Annotated in this window: 15 protein-coding genes; 8 read left to right on the top strand and 7 right to left on the bottom strand. The window is 59.5% G+C overall.

The window, feature by feature from the left end; genetic code table 11:
- The first annotated feature begins 314 nt into the window (after positions 1-314).
- The 8 genes from ppsA to PMI36_RS07700 all read left to right on the top strand — a co-directional run bounded on the left by ppsA (position 315) and on the right by PMI36_RS07700 (position 8,518).
- Complete coding sequence (gene ppsA / locus PMI36_RS07670; RefSeq protein WP_008074096.1) at positions 315-2,690, top strand: phosphoenolpyruvate synthase; 2,376 nt, start codon at positions 315-317, stop codon at positions 2,688-2,690.
- 193 nt (positions 2,691-2,883) lie between these two features.
- Positions 2,884-3,873: an alpha/beta fold hydrolase gene (locus PMI36_RS07675; protein WP_032830574.1), complete on the top strand. Its 990-nt coding sequence runs from the start codon at positions 2,884-2,886 to the stop codon at positions 3,871-3,873.
- A 174-nt stretch (positions 3,874-4,047) separates the two neighbouring features.
- Positions 4,048-4,539, top strand: coding sequence for a ribonuclease E activity regulator RraA (gene rraA / locus PMI36_RS07680; protein WP_008074094.1), 492 nt, complete (start codon positions 4,048-4,050; stop codon positions 4,537-4,539).
- A gap of 25 nt (positions 4,540-4,564) precedes the next feature.
- Positions 4,565-5,560: a zinc transporter ZntB gene (locus tag PMI36_RS07685; protein ID WP_008074093.1), complete on the top strand. Its 996-nt coding sequence runs from the start codon at positions 4,565-4,567 to the stop codon at positions 5,558-5,560.
- Positions 5,561-5,623: 63 nt separating this feature from the next.
- Positions 5,624-5,872 carry a hypothetical protein gene (locus PMI36_RS07690; protein ID WP_007902080.1) on the top strand — a complete coding sequence of 83 codons (249 nt, stop codon included), beginning with the start codon at positions 5,624-5,626 and terminating at the stop codon, positions 5,870-5,872.
- A gap of 2 nt (positions 5,873-5,874) precedes the next feature.
- The gene (locus PMI36_RS07695) at positions 5,875-6,699 is read left to right on the top strand and encodes a mechanosensitive ion channel family protein (RefSeq protein ID WP_007902078.1); all 825 of its coding nucleotides are present in this window, start codon (positions 5,875-5,877) and stop codon (positions 6,697-6,699) included.
- Between the two features lie 86 nt (positions 6,700-6,785).
- The gene (sigX, locus tag PMI36_RS0129810) at positions 6,786-7,376 is read left to right on the top strand and encodes an RNA polymerase sigma factor SigX (protein ID WP_032830573.1); all 591 of its coding nucleotides are present in this window, start codon (positions 6,786-6,788) and stop codon (positions 7,374-7,376) included.
- Between the two features lie 107 nt (positions 7,377-7,483).
- Positions 7,484-8,518, top strand: a complete 1,035-nt coding sequence (locus tag PMI36_RS07700) for an OmpA family protein (protein WP_008074091.1) — start codon at positions 7,484-7,486, stop codon at positions 8,516-8,518.
- A 170-nt stretch (positions 8,519-8,688) separates the two neighbouring features.
- Here the strand turns inward: PMI36_RS07700 and cobA are convergent, their stop codons facing one another.
- The 7 genes from cobA to PMI36_RS07735 all read right to left on the bottom strand — a co-directional run bounded on the left by cobA (position 8,689) and on the right by PMI36_RS07735 (position 19,162).
- Positions 8,689-9,456 carry a uroporphyrinogen-III C-methyltransferase gene (cobA, locus tag PMI36_RS07705; RefSeq protein ID WP_008074090.1) on the bottom strand — a complete coding sequence of 256 codons (768 nt, stop codon included), beginning with the start codon at positions 9,454-9,456 and terminating at the stop codon, positions 8,689-8,691.
- 10 nt (positions 9,457-9,466) lie between these two features.
- The gene (locus PMI36_RS07710; protein WP_008074089.1) at positions 9,467-12,181 is read right to left on the bottom strand and encodes a nitrate reductase; all 2,715 of its coding nucleotides are present in this window, start codon (positions 12,179-12,181) and stop codon (positions 9,467-9,469) included.
- Complete coding sequence (nirD, locus tag PMI36_RS07715; protein WP_008074088.1) at positions 12,181-12,498, bottom strand: nitrite reductase small subunit NirD; 318 nt, start codon at positions 12,496-12,498, stop codon at positions 12,181-12,183. Before nirD ends, PMI36_RS07710 begins: the two co-directional genes overlap by 1 nt.
- Entirely contained in the window at positions 12,495-14,948 is a 2,454-nt protein-coding gene (nirB, locus tag PMI36_RS07720) for a nitrite reductase large subunit NirB (RefSeq protein ID WP_008074087.1), read from the bottom strand. Before nirB ends, nirD begins: the two co-directional genes overlap by 4 nt.
- A 387-nt stretch (positions 14,949-15,335) precedes the next feature.
- Positions 15,336-17,006: a bifunctional protein-serine/threonine kinase/phosphatase gene (locus tag PMI36_RS07725; RefSeq protein ID WP_008074086.1), complete on the bottom strand. Its 1,671-nt coding sequence runs from the start codon at positions 17,004-17,006 to the stop codon at positions 15,336-15,338.
- A gap of 7 nt (positions 17,007-17,013) precedes the next feature.
- Positions 17,014-18,225 (bottom strand): nitrate/nitrite transporter, encoded by a 1,212-nt coding sequence (locus tag PMI36_RS07730; protein ID WP_008074085.1) that lies wholly within the window; start codon positions 18,223-18,225, stop codon positions 17,014-17,016.
- 361 nt (positions 18,226-18,586) lie between these two features.
- The gene (locus PMI36_RS07735; protein WP_007896978.1) at positions 18,587-19,162 is read right to left on the bottom strand and encodes an ANTAR domain-containing response regulator; all 576 of its coding nucleotides are present in this window, start codon (positions 19,160-19,162) and stop codon (positions 18,587-18,589) included.
- Positions 19,163-19,169 lie beyond the last annotated feature (7 nt).

Genomic DNA, 19,169 nt, shown 5'->3' with positions numbered 1-19,169 from the left:
GTGAGTGTCCTGTGTCACAAATGCGTTCCTTTTTGACGGCGCCTGTGGCCGCCATACTGCGTTGCCGCTCCTCGCCATAGCCAGCTATGACTCGTCGCGGCGCCTTGTCTGGCAACAACAGTCACTCGCCAAAAAAGAACGCATTTGCAACACAGGACACTTGTGACGATTCTTGGATATAGTAGGCGCGATTTGTCGGCCGCCAGTGGCCAGCATTCTCACTTATTTTCCAGGTCCAGGCCATACAGCCGGCAAATGCTCCCCCGAGTCGCCGGCTTCTGAGCTTTTCCAACACAGTTAGTGGAGAGATCACCTTGGTAGAGTACGTAGTTTCCCTCGATAAGCTCGGCGTCCATGATGTAGAGCATGTGGGGGGCAAGAACGCATCCCTGGGCGAGATGATCAGTAACCTTGCAGGTGCCGGTGTATCGGTGCCCGGTGGCTTCGCCACGACAGCTCAGGCGTATCGTGATTTCCTGGAGCTGAGCGGTCTGAACGATCAGATCCACGCCGCCCTCGACGCGCTGGATGTCGACGATGTCAACGCCCTGGCCAAAACCGGCGCCCAGATCCGTCAATGGATCATGGAAGCCGAGTTCCCCGAGAAGCTCAACGCCGAGATCCGCACTGCGTTCGCCACGCTGTCGGCCGGCAACCCTGACATGGCCGTGGCCGTGCGCTCTTCCGCTACCGCCGAAGACTTGCCGGACGCTTCCTTCGCCGGTCAGCAGGAAACCTTCCTGAACATCCGTGGTGTCGAAAACGTTATTCGTGCCGCCAAAGAGGTGTTCGCTTCCCTGTTCAACGATCGTGCGATTTCCTACCGCGTCCACCAGGGCTTTGACCACAAGCTGGTTGCCCTGTCGGCCGGCGTGCAGCGCATGGTCCGCTCCGAAACCGGCACTGCCGGCGTGATGTTCACCCTCGATACCGAATCGGGCTTCCGTGACGTGGTGTTCATCACCGGCGCTTACGGCCTGGGTGAAACCGTCGTACAAGGCGCGGTGAACCCGGATGAATTCTATGTCCACAAAGGCACGCTGCAAGCCGGTCGTCCGGCCATCCTGCGTCGCAACCTGGGCAGCAAAGCCATCAAGATGATCTACGGCGAAGTGGCCACGGCCGGTAAATCGGTCAAGACCATCGACGTGGACAAGGCCGATCGTGCACGTTTCTGCCTGAGCGACGCTGAAGTCAGCGAGCTGGCCAAACAAGCGATGATCATCGAAAAGCACTACAAGTGCCCGATGGACATCGAATGGGCCAAAGACGGCGACGACGGCAAGCTCTACATCGTGCAGGCTCGTCCGGAAACCGTGAAAAGCCGCACCCAGGCCAACGTCATGGAACGTTACCTGCTGAAAGAAACCGGCACTGTGCTGGTGGAAGGTCGCGCTATCGGCCAGCGCATCGGCGCCGGCAAAGTGCGGATCATCAAGGATGTGTCCGAGATGGACAAAGTCCAGCCGGGCGATGTCCTGGTGTCCGACATGACCGACCCGGACTGGGAACCGGTGATGAAGCGCGCCAGCGCCATCGTCACCAACCGTGGCGGTCGTACCTGCCACGCGGCGATTATCGCCCGTGAGCTGGGTATTCCGGCCGTGGTCGGTTGCGGCAACGCCACCCAACTGTTGCAAGACGGCCAGGGCGTGACCGTTTCCTGCGCTGAAGGCGACACCGGTTACATCTTCGAAGGCGAATTGGGTTTCGACATCAAGAAAAACTCCGTGGATGCCATGCCGGATCTGCCGTTCAAGATCATGATGAACGTCGGCAACCCGGACCGCGCCTTCGACTTCGCGCAGCTACCGAACGCCGGTGTGGGCCTGGCCCGTCTGGAATTCATCATCAACCGCATGATCGGCGTGCACCCCAAAGCGCTGTTGAACTACGACGGCCTGCCGCAAGAAATCAAGGACAGCGTCGACAAGCGCATCGCCGGTTACGACGATCCTGTTGACTTCTATGTCGACAAACTGGTTGAAGGCATCAGCACCCTGGCCGCTGCGTTCACCCCGAAAAAGGTCATCGTGCGTCTGTCGGACTTCAAGTCCAACGAATACGCGAACCTGATCGGCGGCAAACTCTACGAGCCGGAAGAAGAAAACCCGATGCTGGGCTTCCGTGGCGCTTCGCGTTACATCAGCGAATCGTTCCGCGACTGCTTTGAGCTCGAGTGCCGCGCCCTCAAGCGCGTGCGCAACGAGATGGGCCTGACCAACGTTGAAATCATGGTGCCGTTCGTTCGTACCCTCGGCGAAGCCAGCCAAGTGATCGATCTGTTGGCCGAAAATGGTCTGGCTCGCGGCGAGAATGGTCTGCGCATCATCATGATGTGCGAGCTGCCGTCCAACGCGATCCTGGCTGAAGAGTTCCTCGAGTTCTTCGACGGTTTCTCCATCGGCTCCAACGACCTGACTCAGCTGACACTGGGTCTGGACCGTGACTCCGGGATCATCGCGCACCTGTTCGACGAGCGTAATCCTGCGGTCAAGAAGCTGCTGGCCAATGCTATTCAGGCCTGCAACAAGGCCGGCAAGTACATCGGCATTTGCGGTCAGGGCCCTTCGGACCACCCTGATCTGGCCAAATGGCTGATGGAGCAGGGCATCGAAAGCGTTTCGCTGAACCCCGATTCCGTGCTGGAAACCTGGTTCTTCCTGGCTGAAGGTCAGGCTTCGGCCTGATGGTGTGGACGGGCCGCTCTCTGTGGGAGCGAGCCTGCTCGCGATGGTCGTAAACGATAACGCGTACTTGCTGGATAAACGCGTTGTTCTGACGTCCTTCGCGAGCAGGCTCGCTCCCACACTGGCCGGCTCTTTCAGATATTCAAGTAGGGCGGGCTCCTCTGGATGCCGCCCTTTTTTGTGCAAGAGCATTATGCAAAGCAGCAGCAACCTATTTCCTGTCGCCCTGATCAGCGCCGAGCGGCGCGGTGATCTGAGCGAAGACGTCTATCGCTTGAAACCCGGCAACAGCCCCGACGGCACCGTCGAACTGGCTGTGACACGCCTGGGTCTGGCCGATGAGCCGACGGTGCGTGGCGTGCCGGTGATTCTGTTGCACGGCAGCTTTTCCAATCGGCGGTTCTGGTTCTCTCCCAAAGGTCTGGGGTTGGGGGCTTATCTGACGCGTCTGGGCTTCGATGTGTGGATCCCGGAAATGCGCGGTCATGGTCTGTCTCAGCGCAATCAGGACTATCGCAAGAACCGCGTTGCCGACTACGCGCGTTACGACTTGCCGGCCATTGGGGCCTTTGTGCGCGAACAGAGCGGCCAGGTCCCACACTGGATCGGTCACTCGCTGGGTGGCATTACGCTGGCGGCGGCGCTGGGTGGGGAATACATCGGCGAGCCTGTCGTCGCGTCTGCCGCGTTCTTCGGCACGCAGGTCAGCCGTACCTACTGGCCGTTGAAGTTTCCACCGGTTGAGTGGAGCGGGCGTTTCATCCTCAAGCGGTTTGCTCAACTGTCAGGTTCACGCCTCAAGCGCGGCCCGGAGGACGAGCCGATTGGCCTGGCCCTGGAAAGCATGCGCTGGTACGGGCTGTTCGGGCGTTTTGGCGATGCCGACAAGGACTGGTGGGCGGGTTTGGCCGAGATTCAGTTACCGGTGTTGGCCGTGAGTGCCGCGGGCGATCATCAGGACCCGACCTGGGCCTGCCGCAAGCTGTTCGATCAGGTCGGCTCCGAGCACAAGCAATTCATCACCCTTGGCCGCGAGCAAGGCTTTGGCGATAATTTCGGTCATGTGGAAATGCTTGTCAGCAAATCTGCGCAAACTGAAGTCTGGCCGTTGGTGGCGCGTTGGCTGGCAGATCAACAGACGCCTTTGCTGGGTGAAAAGCCGGATTTGGCCTCGGCCGTTTGAACCTGATGCTCTAACAAGGGCATTTCGCTCTGAACGGCTTGCGGCTAAGATATGACGCATTAAGCGGTTCTGGTCACTTTTGGTGACTGTTTCGCTCTGCGCGTTTGCGGCGGTTCAGCCTTGGCCCGCGTATGCTGCCTACTCGATTGTCTTCCTTCCTACAGGAGTTTCTCGATGAACCATTACCTCACGCCTGACCTGTGCGATGCCTATCCGGAGCTGGTGCAGGTGCTGGAACCGATGTTCAGCAATTTTGGTGGCCGTGATTCTTTCGGCGGCGAAATCGTGACCATCAAATGTTTCGAAGATAATTCGCTGGTCAAGGAGCAAGTAGCGCTCAAGGGTGACGGTAAAGTACTGGTGGTCGACGGTGGCGGTTCCCTGCGCCGCGCGCTGTTGGGCGACCTGCTGGCCGAGAAAGCCGCCAGTAACGGTTGGGAAGGGCTGGTGATCTACGGTTGCATTCGCGACGTCGACGTCATCGCGCAAACCGATCTGGGGGTTCAAGCCCTGGCCAGTCACCCGATGAAAACCGACCGGCGCGGTGTGGGTGAACTCAATATTGCCGTGACCTTCGCGGGTGTGACCTTCCACCCGGGTCACTATGTTTATGCGGATAACAACGGCGTGATCATTTCGCCAAGCCCGCTGAAGATGCCTGAATAAAGCGCGTTTCATTAAAGGGGTGAGGATGTTCGAGGAAGAAAACGCGCAGTGGGGGCTGGTGCATGCCCTGGTGCTGGACGGTAAAGGCGGTGCGCGTTCGATAGCCCGGACTGAACTCGATGACTTGCAGTTGCAGGCCCATGAAAGCCTGTGGCTGCACTGGGATCGCAGTCATCCGCAAACCCAGACCTGGCTGCGTAAATACAGCGGTCTGAGTGAATTTAGTTGCGACTTGTTGCTGGAAGAGAACACCCGGCCGCGCCTTTTGCCGCTGCCGGACGCCGAGCTGTTGCTGTTTTTGCGCGGGATCAACCTCAATCCAGGTGCCGAGCCGGAAGACATGGTCTCGGTGCGGATCTTCGGTTCGGCCCAGCGCGTGATCTCCCTGCGTCTGCGGCCGTTGCGCGCCACCGATGAGTTGCTGGTGCAACTGGCTGAAGGCAAAGGGCCGAGAACCGCCTCCGAACTCATTCTTTATATGGCGCAGTACCTGACTAACAAAGTGCAGGATCTGGTCAGCTGCCTCTCGGAAATCGTCGATGAGGAAGAAGAAAAGCTGGATACCGACGAACGGTATACACCTGAGCATGGGGCCGTTTTGCAGATCCGTCGCAGGGCGGCCGCACTGAAACGTTTTCTGGCACCGCAGCGGGATATTTTCGGTCAGTTGACACGAATAAAACTACCGTGGTTCGTCGAAGACGATGGCGATTACTGGAACGAATTGAACAACAGCCTGACCCGTTATCTCGAGGAGCTGGAATTGACCCGGGAGCGCGTGGGGCTGGTCCTGGAGGCCGAAGACCGGCGTCTGAGCGTGCGCATGAACCGCACGATGTACCGCTTCGGGATCATCACCGGAATTTTTTTGCCGATGAGTTTTCTGACCGGTCTTTTGGGCATCAACGTCGGCGGTATTCCGTTCTCCACCAGCCCCTATGGCTTCCTGATCGCCTGCCTTCTGGCAGGCTCGGTAGCGCTGGGGCAGTGGTTGCTATTCCGACGTTTGCGCTGGTTCTGATGATGAGTCATGTGACCCGACCAAATTTGACCGCGTCTTTCACAGATATCACGAGAGGTGCGTATGCACGATCCGTTTGAACAGTCTTTGCGTGACATGCTCAAAGCTTCGCCGTCCAGCCGTGACGACGATGCCTGCCTGGGCCGCGTGCTGAAAACCGCCAACCGCCAGGTCGGTGCCGGCGATCTGTTCAGCCTGCTGGGCCGCTGGTTGCCCGCGCTGATGATCGCCCTGAATAACGGATCGGCCCATATCTCGCCGGTTTCCCGTCTTCGTAAACCTACCGCTCGCACTGCTGATAAGGCTGATTGAATATGGAACTTGATCTCTGGACTCAGAGCCTCGTCACTGCAATGACTGCGTTATGGACCAAGGTTGCAAACTTCATTCCGAACCTGTTTGGCGCACTGGTTGTGCTACTGCTGGGTTTTGTCGTGGCCAAACTGCTGGACACACTGCTCTCCAAATTGCTCGCCAAACTGGGCCTCGATCGCCTGATGGGCGGCACCGGGTTGACCAAATTGCTATCCCGAGCAGGCCTTCAGGTGCCTATCTCGACGTTGATCGGTAAAATCGTGTATTGGTTTGTTCTGCTGATATTTCTGGTTTCTGCCGCAGAATCTCTTGGACTTGAGCGAGTTTCGGCTACGCTGGACATGTTGGCGCTGTATTTGCCGAAAGTATTCGGTGCTGCGCTGGTACTGCTGGTGGGTGTCTTGCTGGCGCAACTGGCCAATGGGCTGGTGCGTGGCGCGGCTGAAGGCGTAGGGCTTGATTACGCCGCGGGTCTGGGGCGAATTGCCCAGGGCCTGGTGATCATCATCAGTATTTCGGTTGCGATCAGCCAGTTGGAGGTCAAGACTGACCTGCTCAACCATGTGATCGTGATCGTCTTGATTACCGTTGGTCTGGCGGTTGCGCTGGCCATGGGGTTGGGAAGCCGGGAAATTGCCGGTCAGATTCTTGCGGGAATCTATGTGCGTGAGTTGTATCAGGTTGGGCAACAAGTGCGAGTTGGCGAGGTCGAAGGTCAGATCGAAGAGATCGGAACGGTTAAAACCACCGTGCTGACCGATGAGGGTGAGCTAGTCTCTCTCTCGAATCGGATTCTCTTGGAGCAGCATGTGAGTAGCCGCTAACCCGGCAAATCCTGCTAATGTATGCCGCCGCAAAATGTCCTGAAGGACTGCGGCGGACATTGACCTGACTGTCGGCCAGACTTGTTTTGAATAAAGCTCAATCGCTCTCCACGCGCTACGACCCCCGCGAGCTCTCTGATGAGGAGTTGGTCGCGCGCTCGCATACCGAGCTGTTTCACGTAACGCGCGCTTATGAAGAACTGATGCGGCGTTACCAGCGAACATTATTTAACGTTTGTGCACGGTATCTTGGGAACGATCGTGATGCAGACGATGTCTGTCAGGAAGTGATGTTGAAGGTGCTCTACGGCCTGAAGAACTTCGAGGGCAAATCGAAGTTCAAGACATGGCTATATAGCATCACGTACAACGAGTGCATCACGCAGTATCGGAAAGAACGGCGAAAGCGTCGCTTGATGGACGCTTTGAGTCTGGACCCCCTCGAGGAAGCATCTGAAGAAAAGATGCCGAAACCCGAGGAAAAGGGCGGACTTGATCGCTGGCTGGTGTATGTGAACCCGATCGACCGAGAAATTCTGGTGCTACGATTTGTCGCAGAGCTGGAATTTCAGGAGATCGCAGACATAATGCACATGGGTTTGAGTGCAACAAAAATGCGTTACAAACGCGCTCTAGACAAATTGCGTGAGAAATTTGCAGGCATTGCTGAAACTTAGTTCGGCGCAAATATCTCTTACGTGTAGGCAAGTTCTGATAGACTTGCCGCCGAGTTGTCCCCCGGTTTGCGGGACTGCTTCACAATCACCAGATGGGGATTTAACGGATGAAACTGAAAAACACCTTGGGCTTGGCCATTGGTTCTCTTATTGCCGCCACTTCGTTCGGCGCTCTGGCACAAGGCCAAGGCGCAGTTGAAATCGAAGGCTTCGCTAAGAAAGAAATGTTCGATAGCGCTCGTGACTTCAAGAACAACGGCAACCTGTTCGGCGGTTCGATCGGTTACTTCCTGACCGACGACGTTGAACTGCGTCTGGCCTACGACGAAGTGCACAACGCACGTGCCGAAGATGGCCGTAACATCAAGGGCTCCAACACTGCTCTGGATGCTCTGTACCACTTCAACAACCCGGGCGACATGCTGCGTCCGTACGTATCGGCTGGTTTCTCCGACCAGAGCATCGGTCAGAACGGTTCCGGTGGTCGTAACGGTTCCACCTTCGCCAACGTTGGCGGCGGTGCCAAGTTGTACTTCACCGACAACTTCTACGCCCGTGCCGGCGTTGAAGCTCAGTACAACATCGACCAGGGCGACACCGAGTGGGCTCCTAGCGTTGGTATCGGTGTGAACTTCGGTGGCGGCTCCAAGCCTGCTGCTGCTCCAGTTCCAGCACCAGCTGAAGTCTGCGCCGACAGCGACAACGATGGCGTTTGCGACAACGTTGACAAGTGCCCGGACACCCCAGCCAACGTAACTGTTGACGCTGATGGCTGCCCAGCAGTTGCTGAAGTTGTTCGTGTTGAGCTGGACGTGAAATTCGACTTCGACAAGTCGGTAGTCAAGCCTAACAGCTACGGCGACATCAAAAACCTGGCTGACTTCATGAAGCAGTACCCATCCACCACTACTACTGTTGAAGGTCACACTGACTCCGTCGGTCCTGACGCTTACAACCAGAAACTGTCCGAGCGTCGTGCAAACGCCGTTAAGCAAGTTCTGACCAACCAGTACGGTGTTGAATCGTCCCGCGTTCAGTCTGTTGGCTACGGCGAATCCCGCCCAGTTGCTGACAACAAAACTGACGCTGGTCGCGCTGTAAACCGTCGCGTAGAAGCGCAGGTTGAAGCTAGCGCTAAGTAATTAGCTCGCAGCTCTGGAAAAGCCCGGCTTAGGCCGGGCTTTTCTTTGTCTGCGATTTGGGTTGCAGCGTTGGTTTTGCGTTGTTTCTAAAAGATCGCAGCCTGCGGCAGTTCCTTGGGATAAATGCCAAATCCATGTAGGAGTTGCCGCAGGCTGCGATCTTTTGATCCTTACAAGGATAAACACCGAGCCAATGCAGGAGCTGCCGCAGGTTGCGATCTTTTGATCTCATCGCAGGCCGCCACCGCACCGATCACGAGGATCGCCGGGCTTTTGAGCTGGAAGTCACAGGCATCGTTTTCCATGGCTGCCAAGTCGCTGCGACATTCCCGTTGGTGCGGCAGGGAAGCATTTTCGATCATCGCCACAGGCGTATCGGCAGCCATTCCGCCGGCCAGCAGTTGCTCACGAATTTCACTGAGTTTCGCCACGCCCATATAAATCACCAGTGTTGTGCCCCCTTGTGCCAGGGCCTGCCAGTTCAGGCTGCTGTCATCCTGAGTGTGCGCGGTGACCAGTGTCACACCACGCGCGACACCCCTCAGCGTCAGCGGGATATCGCATTGGGTCGCACCGGCAAGGCCAGCGGTGATGCCATTGACCAGTTCAACCTCGACGCCACGCTCACGCAGCCACTGCGCTTCCTCACCGCCGCGCCCGAAGATGCACGGATCACCACCCTTGAGCCGCACCACGCATTTGCCGTGACGGGTATAACGCAACATCAGGCGATGAATGAAGGCTTGAGGCGTGGAGCGACAGCCACCGCGCTTACCCACAGGAATGATTCGCGCGTTCGGGCAATGCTCCAGCACCGCCTCATTGACCAGATCGTCGATCAGCACCACGTCCGCTTCGCGCAACGCTCGAACCGCCTTGAGGGTCAGCAATTCAGGGTCGCCAGGACCCGCACCCACCAGCCAGACTTTTGCGCTCATAGTGTTTTCCTCACGAGATGACGGCGACTGGCTGCGCGGTGGCGGCCAGCAAACGCTTGATTTCCGGGACGCAGGAGCCGCATTGCGTGCCACAACCCAGTTCTTGTTTCAAACCCTGCAAATCCAGGCCACGGCCAATGCCGGCACACACCGCGTTCTGGCTGACGTTCATGCAGTTGCACAGGGTTTTGGTGCCCGATGCCGGACCGCCAGCACTGCCCGGTGGCGCACTCAAAGGCGCCAGCAGCCAACGGCGTAGCTGTTCGTCGGCGCGACCTTCGAGCCACAGACTTTGCAGCCAGTGTTGGGCCAGCGTTTCACCGGCCAGGCGAATCGCGGTAATCCGACCGTTTTCAATGCGTACCCGTTTGCCGATCGAACGCCGAGGATCGTCGTAGGCCAATACTGGGCCTTCGTTGAGCCCCAGGCATTGATCGATATCACGCAACAACTGCGGCTCCGGGGCGGCGGCGCTAGCGGCACGTATCAGCAGCGCAGGACGCTCACGGCCGGTCAGGCTGAGGCTAGCGTAGGAAAACGCCTCGCAAAGCGGTCGTAGCGTCTCCAAGTGCTGTTGAACATCGCCCTCTATCAGGGCGAAAAGCTGCCAAGGCAGTTGCACAGGCTCAAGTCGCACACCGCTGTGTTTGAGTTCCGGTTGTTTCGACAACGGGTCGAAGGCGGGAAGGGTGAGGGTATTCACGCCGCCCTTGAGAAAGCGGTCGCCCCAATGCATGGGCAGAAACGTCTGGCCCGGCCGTACGCTGTCATCGCTGCTGACCGGCACGATCACCGAGCCCCGGCGACTTTTCAGGTTGATCAGATCGCCAGGTTGCAGGCGATGCCGACGCAGTTCATCCGGGTGCAGGCTCAACACGGCTTCACTGACATGGCCGAATAGCTGCGCGGCGGTGCCGGTGCGGCTCATACCGTGCCATTGATCGCGCAGGCGGCCGGTGATCAGGGTCAGGGGGAAGCGCGCATCGCGTTGTTCCTTGGCGGCGCGATACGGGTCGGTGATGAACTGTGCACGCCCGCTGGCGGTCGGGAAAACTCCGTCGAGATACAGCCGCGCCGTGCCTTCGCGAGCCCCGGCGGGGAAGGGCCATTGCTGCGGGCCGAGCTGGTCGATCAGCGCATGGCTGATTCCAGACAGGTCGAGGTCGCGGCCGCACGTCAGGTGTTTGTATTCGTCGAAGACCTGCGCCGTGGTTTCAAAGGCAAACAGGCTGGTGGCTCCAGGGCGCAGATGTTTTTCCAGGCGCTGTGCGAAATCCACGGTGATCGCCCAGTCGGGCCGTGCTTCACCGGGTGCGCCGATGGCCTGACGGACGTGGGAAATGCGCCGTTCGGAGTTGGTGACCGTGCCGTCCTTTTCACCCCAGCTGGCGGCGGGCAGCAGCAAGTCGGCGAACGCGGCGGTTTCGGTGGTGCGAAAGGCTTCCTGCAACACCACGAACGGACAGGCCTGCAGTGCCTCGCGCACAGCGGTCTGGTCCGGCAGCGACTGTGCAGGGTTAGTGCAGGCGATCCACAGGGCTTTGATCTTGCCGCTGCGCATCTGCTCGAACAGCTCGATGGCCGTTAGGCCGGTGTTCGCGGGCAGTTGATCAACGCCCCAGTAGTCAGCCACTTGCGCGCGGTGTTCGGCATTGGCTGCTTCGCGATGGCCTGGCAGCAGGTTCGACAAACTGCCGGTTTCCCGGCCGCCCATGGCATTTGGCTGACCAGTCAGCGAGAAAGGTCCTGCACCGGGCTGGCCGATTTGTCCGGTGGCCAGGTGCAGATTGATCAACGCGCTGTTCTTCGCGCTGCCAGCAGTGGACTGATTCAGCCCCATGCACCACAGCGACAGAAAGCTCGGTGAAGTGCCGACCCATTGCGCGCATTGATGCAGTTGCTCGACGCTGATGCCGCACAGTTGCGACACCATTGTCGGGGTGTAATCACGCACCAGGTTTTTCAGCTCGGCCAGGCCTTCGGTGTGGGCCTTGATGAAGTCGCGGTCGACCCAGTCTTCCCACAGCAACAGGTGCAAAATCCCATGGAACAAGGCGACATCGGTGCCGGGCAGAATCGCCAAATGCATGTCGGCCAAATCGCAGGTGTCGGTGCGCCGTGGGTCGATGACGATGACTTTCATCTGTGGGCGGCGGGATTTGGCTTCTTCCAGGCGACGAAACAGTACCGGGTGGGCGTAGGCCATGTTGCTGCCGACGATCATCACGCAGTCGCTCAATTCCAGGTCTTCGTAGTTGCAGGGCGGAGCGTCGGCGCCGAGGCTGCGCTTGTAGCCAACCACCGCTGAAGACATGCACAGCCGTGAATTACTGTCGATGTTGTTGGTGCCCACCAGCGCTCGCGCCAGTTTGTTGAAGGCGTAGTAGTCCTCGGTCAGCAACTGCCCGGAGATATAGAACGCAACGCTGTCCGGGCCATGCTCGGCGATGGTTTCGGCGAAGACGTTGGCGGCGTGATCGAGGGCAGCGTCCCAGTCGGTGCGGCTGCGGGCCAGGCCTTTGCCCAGGCGCAGTTCCGGGTACAACGCCCGTGCCGTCAGGTCGCCGGTCAGGTGCAGGGTCGAACCTTTACTGCACAATTTGCCGAAGTTGGCCGGGTGTGCCGGATCGCCGCTGACGCCGAGGATGCGCTCGCCGTCGTGCTCGATCAGCACACCACAGCCGACCCCGCAGTAGCAGCAGGTGGAGGCGGTGATCTGGTTCATCAGCTTGCTTCCCGCAGGGACAGCAGCACCCGGCCGTTCTCGACCCGTGCCGAATGATGGTGGGCGCAGCCAATATCAGGGGCCTGGGCCTCGCCGGTTTCCAGGTCGATCTGCCAGTTGTGCAGCGGGCAGGCCACTCGTTTGCCGTAGATCAAACCCTGGGACAACGGCCCGCCCTTGTGCGGGCAGCGATCGTCGAGGGCGAAAACCTCATCGTCGCTCGTACGAAAAATCGCGATGTCGCCTTTCGGGCCGGCGATGATCCGCGAGCCAAGGGTGTTGATCTCTTCCAGTGCGCAGATATCCAGCCAGTTCATGCCTGCACCTCCAGGTTCTTCACGGGAATGACCTCGAATTCTTTTTTCAGCAGCGGCTGTTCGAGGCGTTCCTTCCAGGGGTCCTGCTCGAACGACAGGGAAAATTGCAGGCGATCGTTCAGTGCCTTGCGCCGTTCCGGGTCTTCCAGCACGGCTTTCTTGATGTGTTCCATACCGACCCGTTGCAGGTAGTGCACGGTGCGCTCGAGGTAGAAGGCTTCTTCGCGATACAGCTGCAGGAAAGCGCCGTTGTATTCGCGCACTTCTTCGGCGGTTTTCAGTTTGACGAAGAATTCCGCGACTTCGGTTTTGATCCCTCCGTTGCCACCGATGTACATCTCCCAGCCGGAATCCACGCCGATAATTCCGACGTCTTTGATCCCCGCTTCCGAGCAGTTGCGTGGGCAACCGGAGACGGCCAGTTTCACTTTGTGCGGCGACCACATGTTGAACAGGTCGTGCTCAAGCTCGATGCCCAGTTGCGTGGAGTTCTGGGTGCCGAAGCGGCAGAACTCGCTGCCGACACAGGTTTTTACCGTGCGGATGGATTTGCCGTAGGCGTGACCGGACGGCATGTCCAGGTCTTTCCAGACGCCTGGCAGGTCCTGCTTTTTGATCCCCAGCAAGTCGATGCGCTGGCCGCCGGTAACCTTGACCATCGGCACGTTGTACTTGTCGGCCACGTCGGCAATGCGCCGCAGCTCTGAAGGATTGGTCACACCGCCCCACATCCGCGGGACTACAGAGTAAGTGCCGTCTTTCTGAATGTTGGCGTGGGCGCGTTCGTTGATCAGGCGCGATTGCGGGTCGTCCTTGGCTTCGCCCGGCCAAGTGGAAATCAGGTAGTAGTTGAGCGCCGGACGGCACGTGGCGCAACCGTTCGGGGTGCGCCAGTTCAAGTAGCTCATAGTGCCGGCGATGGTCAGCAGGTGCTGGTCGCGGATGGCCTGGCGGATTTGCCCGTGGTTGAGGTCACTGCAACCGCAGATGGCTTTCTCGCTTTTCGGCTTGACGTCCGCCGCACCGCCCACGGTGTTGATCAGGATCTGCTCGACGAGGCCGGCGCAGGAGCCGCAAGAACTGGCAGCTTTGGTATGTTTTTTCACGTCATCGACGCTGAACAGGCCATGTTCCTGGATGGCCTTGACGATGGTGCCTTTGCACACGCCATTGCAGCCGCAGACTTCGGCGGTGTCGGCCATGCTCATGGCTTTGTCCTGGCCCTGGTGTCCTACGTCGCCCAAGGCGTTTTCGCCGAACATCAGGTGATCGCGGATCTCGCCGATGGCATGGTTCTCACGAATCTGCCGGAAATACCAACCGCCATCTGCCGTATCGCCGTACAGACAAGCCCCGACCAGCACGTCATCCTTGATCACCAGTTTTTTGTAGACCCCACCGATCGGGTCGGAGAGGGTGATGGTCTCGGTGCCTTCGCCGCCCATGAAGTCGCCGGCGGAAAACAGGTCGATGCCGGTGACTTTCAATTTGGTCGACGTCACCGAGCCCTTGTAGGTGGCGAAACCCAGTTGGGCGAGGTGGTTGGCGCACACCTTGGCCTGTTCGAACAGCGGCGCGACCAGGCCGTAGGCGATGCCACGGTGGCTGGCGCATTCGCCGATGGCGTAGACCCGAGGGTCGTAGGTTTGCAGGGTGTCGTTGACCAGAATCCCGCGGCTGCAAGGGATGCCGGATTTTTCCGCGAGCTCGGTGTTGGGACGAATACCGGCGGCCATCACCACCAGGTCGGCAGGGATGATGTCGCCGTTCTTGAACTCAACCGAGCCAACCCGGCCATTGCCGGCGTCGTGCAGGGCCTGGGTCTGTTCGCACAGGCGGAAATGCAAGCCTCGGCCTTCCAGGGCGGTTTGCAGGAGTTGGCCGCTGGTTTTGTCCAGTTGCCGTTCCAGCAGCCATTCGCCGATGTGCACCACGGTAACGTGCATGCCGCGCAGCAGCAGGCCGTTGGCGGCTTCAAGGCCCAGCAGGCCGCCGCCGATGACCACGGCGTGCTTGTGGGTCTTGGCGGTGTCGATCATCGCCTGTGTGTCGGCAATGTCGCGGTAGCCGATCACGCCCTGCAAGGTGTTGCCGGGGATTGGCAGGATGAACGGGGTCGAGCCGGTGGCAATCAGCAGGCGGTCGTATTCGGCCTCGGTGCCGTCTTCGGCGATGACCCGACGTTTGACCCGATCGATCTCCACCACTTTACGGTTGAGCAGCAGCTTGATGTTGTTTTCCAGGTACCAGTCCAGATCGTTGAGCACGATTTCTTCGAACGTCTGCTCGCCGGCCAGTACGGGCGACAGCAGGATGCGGTTGTAGTTGGTATGGGGTTCGGCGCCGAAGACCGTGATGTCGTACAGCTCATTACTCAGCTTGAGCAGTTCTTCCAGGGTACGAACCCCGGCCATGCCGTTGCCGATCATCACTAGTTTTAGTTTTTTCATCAGGTTCTCCGGGGAGCTCGGGCCTGCCTCATCAGGGCATTCAGGCCTTGCTCGACAAAATTTTGCGCAAACAAAAAAAGGCGTCCCGCTAGTTAACTAGCGAGGACGCCTTTGTCCTTGTCCCGTTCTCTCGGGCAGCGCAGCCTTCTACGTTGAAGGTTGGGCTTTATGTATGTTGGGAAAGGTAATGCAGTGGTTGTGCCAAGTCGCACAAATGCGGAATTTATGGGCTCTCAGCACGGGAGGAGGGTGTTTGTGTGCACCGGTTCAAGGCGCGATGCCCGGTTTTGAAGCAGAAAAAGATCAAAAGATCGCAGGCTTCGCCAGCTCCTACAGGAGATCGTGGGCACCCGTAGGAGCTGCCGAAGCCTGCGATCTTTTGATCTTTTAACCATGAAACAGCAAAAACAGCAGCACCAGATTCACCAGCAACGACACCAGCGCCAACGTCCTCCAGACTTTCAGCGGTTCGCGCTCCAGCAACGGTCTGGGGCGCACGCTCAAACTGCGGCGTTCTCCCTGTTCCACTAGCAACAACCATTCTTCCGCCGTTTCAAAGCGCTGATCCGGAGCTGCCGCCACCGCGCGCTCCAGACTTTGCGCAATCCATTCCGGCAGGTCGGGCCGGTAGCGACTGGCGCTGACAGGCACACCAAACCGAGGGCGCTGGAACGCTTCGATTTCGCCGTAGGGATAATGCCCGGTCAGCAGGTAATACAAGGTTACGCCGACCGCATACAAATCCTGCTGTGGTGTAGGAGGATCACCTCGAAAAGCTTCCGGCGCGATATAGCTGGGCGTTCCGGGCAGTGCGCAGGCTTGATCTTCGGACAGGCCGGGGCAGTAGGCGAGGCCGAAATCCAGCAGGCGCAGCTCACCGTCGTCCCCCAGCAGCAGGTTCTCCGGTTTGATATCGCGATGCAGAATTTGCCGTCGATGCAATATGCCGATGGCCCGCAGCAGACGTTCGGCCAGGTCCAGCCATTGAGCCAATGGCAGCGTTGCGACACGCTCATGCAGCTCAGCCAAGGTAGACCCGCAATATTCCCGCATCACGTAGTACAAATGCTGACGCTGACTGGCGGCATGGACTTCAGGAAAATGCCGCCCGGCCACACGCTTGAGAAACCATTCCTCTGACAACAACGCCTGCCCGGCCTGGTGATCGTCACGGAGCGCACTGGGCAAGGTTTTCAGCAGCCAGGGCTGTTGTTGTGCGTCGCGCACCCGGTAGAGCAGCGATTGCTGGCTCTGGCCGAGGATCCCTTCGACCTGCCAGCCTTCGAAAGTCTGGCCCGGCTTCAGTGCAGGCGGGAGTGGCCATTGCTGCAGATGAATCAGCGCGTCGCCAATGCTGGTTTCACCGAGGGCATCGACCCGCACCAACAGGGCGCTGGCGTTGTCCTGACTGCCGGCCAGATGTGCAGCGTTGACCAGGGTCTGCGCGGCACTGTTCAGGTCGGGTTGATCGCGCAGAATCGCCGCAATGGCCGTGTCGCCCAGCACGGCCCAGATGCCGTCGCTGAGCAGCACGAAACTCTCGTTCAGGCGCAGTTCGCCATCGAGAAAGTCCAGCACCAGGTGTTGATCCAGCCCAAGGGCCCGTTTGAGCACATGCTGCATGCCCGGCTGGTCCCAGACGTGATCCTCACTCACCCGTTGCAGTGTGTCGGCGTGCCAGCGATAAACCCGGCAATCGCCGACATGCGCCAGGGTGAAACGCCGGCCGCGCATCACCAAGGCACTGACCGTGGTCAGCAGCGGTTGCCCGCCGCCGTTAGCCTGCAACCAGCGATTTTGCGCCAGTAGCAGACGGTCCAATGCCTGGGCGACACCCCAGGTTTCCGGGGTGGCGTAGTAGTCCAGCGCCAAGGCCTGCAAGGTTGAACGGGCCGCGAGACCGCCATCGGCACATTGGCTGACGCCGTCGGCGATGGCGAACAGGTAACCCTTGCTCGCCGCCAGCGCCGGGGCCGGAGTGACCAGGCGCACAGCGTCCTGGTTCTCCTCGCGGGGGCCGATGGCGCTGTGTTCGGCGAAGCTCAGTTGCAGGCTCATTCAGTCCTCACACCCGCGCTGCGGTAACGGCTGCCGAACCCCAAGTGGTTCTCCAGCGACGTTTCACACCATGCAGACCAAACCAGGCGAGTACGCCGAGGCTGGCGAACAACCACAAGGCCATTTGATAGCTGCCGGTGCTTTGCTTGATCGCGCCCATGCCGGCCGCCAGTGCGAAGCCACCGATGCCGCCGGCCATGCCAATCAGGCCGGTCATCACACCGATCTCCCGACGAAAACGCTGCGGGACCAACTGGAATACCGCACCGTTGCCTGCACCCAAACCGAGCATAGTGCAGACGAAAAGCGCCAACGCGGCGTAGGAACTCGGCAGATTGAAACCTACCGTTGCAATGCAGATCGCTGCCACGGTGTACATCGCCAGCAAGGTGCGAATCCCGCCGAAGCGATCCGCCAGCGCGCCGCCCAATGGACGCATCAGGCTGCCACCGAACACACAAGCGGCGGTGTAGTAGCCGGCAGTCACCGGGCTCAGGCCATATTGGTCATTGAAGTAGCCAGGCAGGGCGCTGGCCAGACCGATGAAACCGCCGAAGGTCACGCTGTAGAAAAACATGAACCACCAGCTGTCGCGATCACCCAAGGCCTTGAAATAGTCAGACACGGACTTGGCTTTCGGGCGCTCGGGTGCATTTTTGGCCAGCCAGGTGAAGACGATCAGGGTCAGGACCAACGGGATCAGGGCGAAGCCGAACACGTTGCTCCAGCCAAACGCGGCGGCCAGCACCGGGGCAATCAAGGCGGCCAGCACGGTGCCCGAGTTACCGGCACCGGCGATGCCCATGGCTTTGCCTTGGTGCTGCGGCGGGTACCATTGCGAGGCCAGCGGCAGGGCGACGGCGAAGGACGCACCGGCCATACCGAGGAACAGGCCCAGCAACAGCGCTTGCTCGTAACTGTGGATGCCGACTTTCCAGGCGACGAACAGGGCGCAGATGACGATCACCTGGCCGATGATCCCGGCGGTTTTTGGCGACAGGCGATCAGCCAGCAGGCCCATCGCAAAGCGCAATACGGCCCCGGCCAGAATTGGCGTGGCCACCACCAGCCCGCGCTGTTGGGTGGTCAGGTGCAGGTCAGCGGCGATCTGCACCGCCAGAGGGCCGAGCAGGTACCAGACCATGAAGCTCAGATCGAAATAGAGGAAGGCTGCGAACAGTGTCGGGGTATGGCCGGATTTCCAGAAGCTTGAATTCATCGCGCACCTCAGCTGTCAGGCGTATCAAGAAGGAGTCATGAGCTTGCAGGTGGGGCGCCGCAACGGCCGCACCACCGGCCCCGGTCTCTGGGGCCAAAACGGAAAAACGCCGCTACCCGATCCGCCAGGGGGCGAATGAGGTGAGCGACGTCTTCGTCGTAGGTGGGGCAACCGCCGTTGGTTACCTTGCAGCGATTTACTTAGCGAGATTTGTGCCAACACGTGAGATCGCGTTGTGGCCATTCGCGAGCAAGCCCGCTCCCACAGGGGAATTGCGTCGTTCACGACATTGAAGTTCGACACAAATCAAATGTGGGAGCGGGCTTGCTCGCGAAGGCGATAGATCATTCACAGCAGGGCTTCAGCCAAGCAGTTCACTCATGGCAATGATCTGCTCCGCCACCTGTATCAGCTTCTGCTGTCGGCTCATGGCCTGGCGGCGCATCAGGGTGTAGGCCTGTTCTTCGTTGCAGTCCTTCATCTTCATCAGCAGCCCCTTGGCCAGCTCGATGCGCTTGCGCTCGGCCAGTTGCTGGTCGCGGGCGTGCAGTTGCGCGCGCAGGGCCTGGTCGCTTTCAAAGCGCGCCATGGCCACGTCGAGAATCGGCTGCAAGCGTTGTGCGTGAATGCCTTCGACGATGTAGGCACTGACGCCGGACTTGATCGCGCGGCGCATCACGTCGGGGTCGTGCTCGTCGGTGAACATCACAATCGGCCGTGGTTGGTCACGGGTCACCAGCACCACTTGCTCCATCACATCGCGGCTCGGTGACTCGGTATCGATCAAGATCACGTCCGGACGCACCGTTTCGACGCGCGCGGGCAGGTCAATGGTCAGGCCGGACTCGTCGATGACCTCGAACCCGGCTTCGGTCAGAGCCGCCTTCAGGCGCCCGACTTTTTTCGCAGTGTCATTGATCAGCAGGATACGCAACATATTCGCA

This window comes from Pseudomonas sp. GM79 (genome assembly GCF_000282495.1).
Lineage (GTDB): Bacteria > Pseudomonadota > Gammaproteobacteria > Pseudomonadales > Pseudomonadaceae > Aquipseudomonas.
This window is presented reverse-complemented; position numbering and strand designations above follow the sequence as displayed.

What these genes read in the sequence shown, in the direction of transcription:
- PMI36_RS07675 (WP_032830574.1), top strand. Translation starts at nt 2,884, where the DNA reads ATGCAAAGCAGCAGCAACCTATTTCCTGTCGCCCTGATCAGCGCCGAG.
- rraA (WP_008074094.1), top strand. Translation starts at nt 4,048, where the DNA reads ATGAACCATTACCTCACGCCTGACCTGTGCGATGCCTATCCGGAGCTG.
- PMI36_RS07685 (WP_008074093.1), top strand. Translation starts at nt 4,565, where the DNA reads ATGTTCGAGGAAGAAAACGCGCAGTGGGGGCTGGTGCATGCCCTGGTG.
- PMI36_RS07690 (WP_007902080.1), top strand. Translation starts at nt 5,624, where the DNA reads ATGCACGATCCGTTTGAACAGTCTTTGCGTGACATGCTCAAAGCTTCG.
- PMI36_RS07695 (WP_007902078.1), top strand. Translation starts at nt 5,875, where the DNA reads ATGGAACTTGATCTCTGGACTCAGAGCCTCGTCACTGCAATGACTGCG.
- PMI36_RS07700 (WP_008074091.1), top strand. Translation starts at nt 7,484, where the DNA reads ATGAAACTGAAAAACACCTTGGGCTTGGCCATTGGTTCTCTTATTGCC.
- cobA (WP_008074090.1), bottom strand. Translation starts at nt 9,456, where the DNA reads ATGAGCGCAAAAGTCTGGCTGGTGGGTGCGGGTCCTGGCGACCCTGAA.
- PMI36_RS07710 (WP_008074089.1), bottom strand. Translation starts at nt 12,181, where the DNA reads ATGAACCAGATCACCGCCTCCACCTGCTGCTACTGCGGGGTCGGCTGT.
- nirD (WP_008074088.1), bottom strand. Translation starts at nt 12,498, where the DNA reads ATGAACTGGCTGGATATCTGCGCACTGGAAGAGATCAACACCCTTGGC.
- nirB (WP_008074087.1), bottom strand. Translation starts at nt 14,948, where the DNA reads ATGAAAAAACTAAAACTAGTGATGATCGGCAACGGCATGGCCGGGGTT.
- PMI36_RS07725 (WP_008074086.1), bottom strand. Translation starts at nt 17,006, where the DNA reads ATGAGCCTGCAACTGAGCTTCGCCGAACACAGCGCCATCGGCCCCCGC.
- PMI36_RS07730 (WP_008074085.1), bottom strand. Translation starts at nt 18,225, where the DNA reads ATGAATTCAAGCTTCTGGAAATCCGGCCATACCCCGACACTGTTCGCA.
- PMI36_RS07735 (WP_007896978.1), bottom strand. Translation starts at nt 19,162, where the DNA reads ATGTTGCGTATCCTGCTGATCAATGACACTGCGAAAAAAGTCGGGCGC.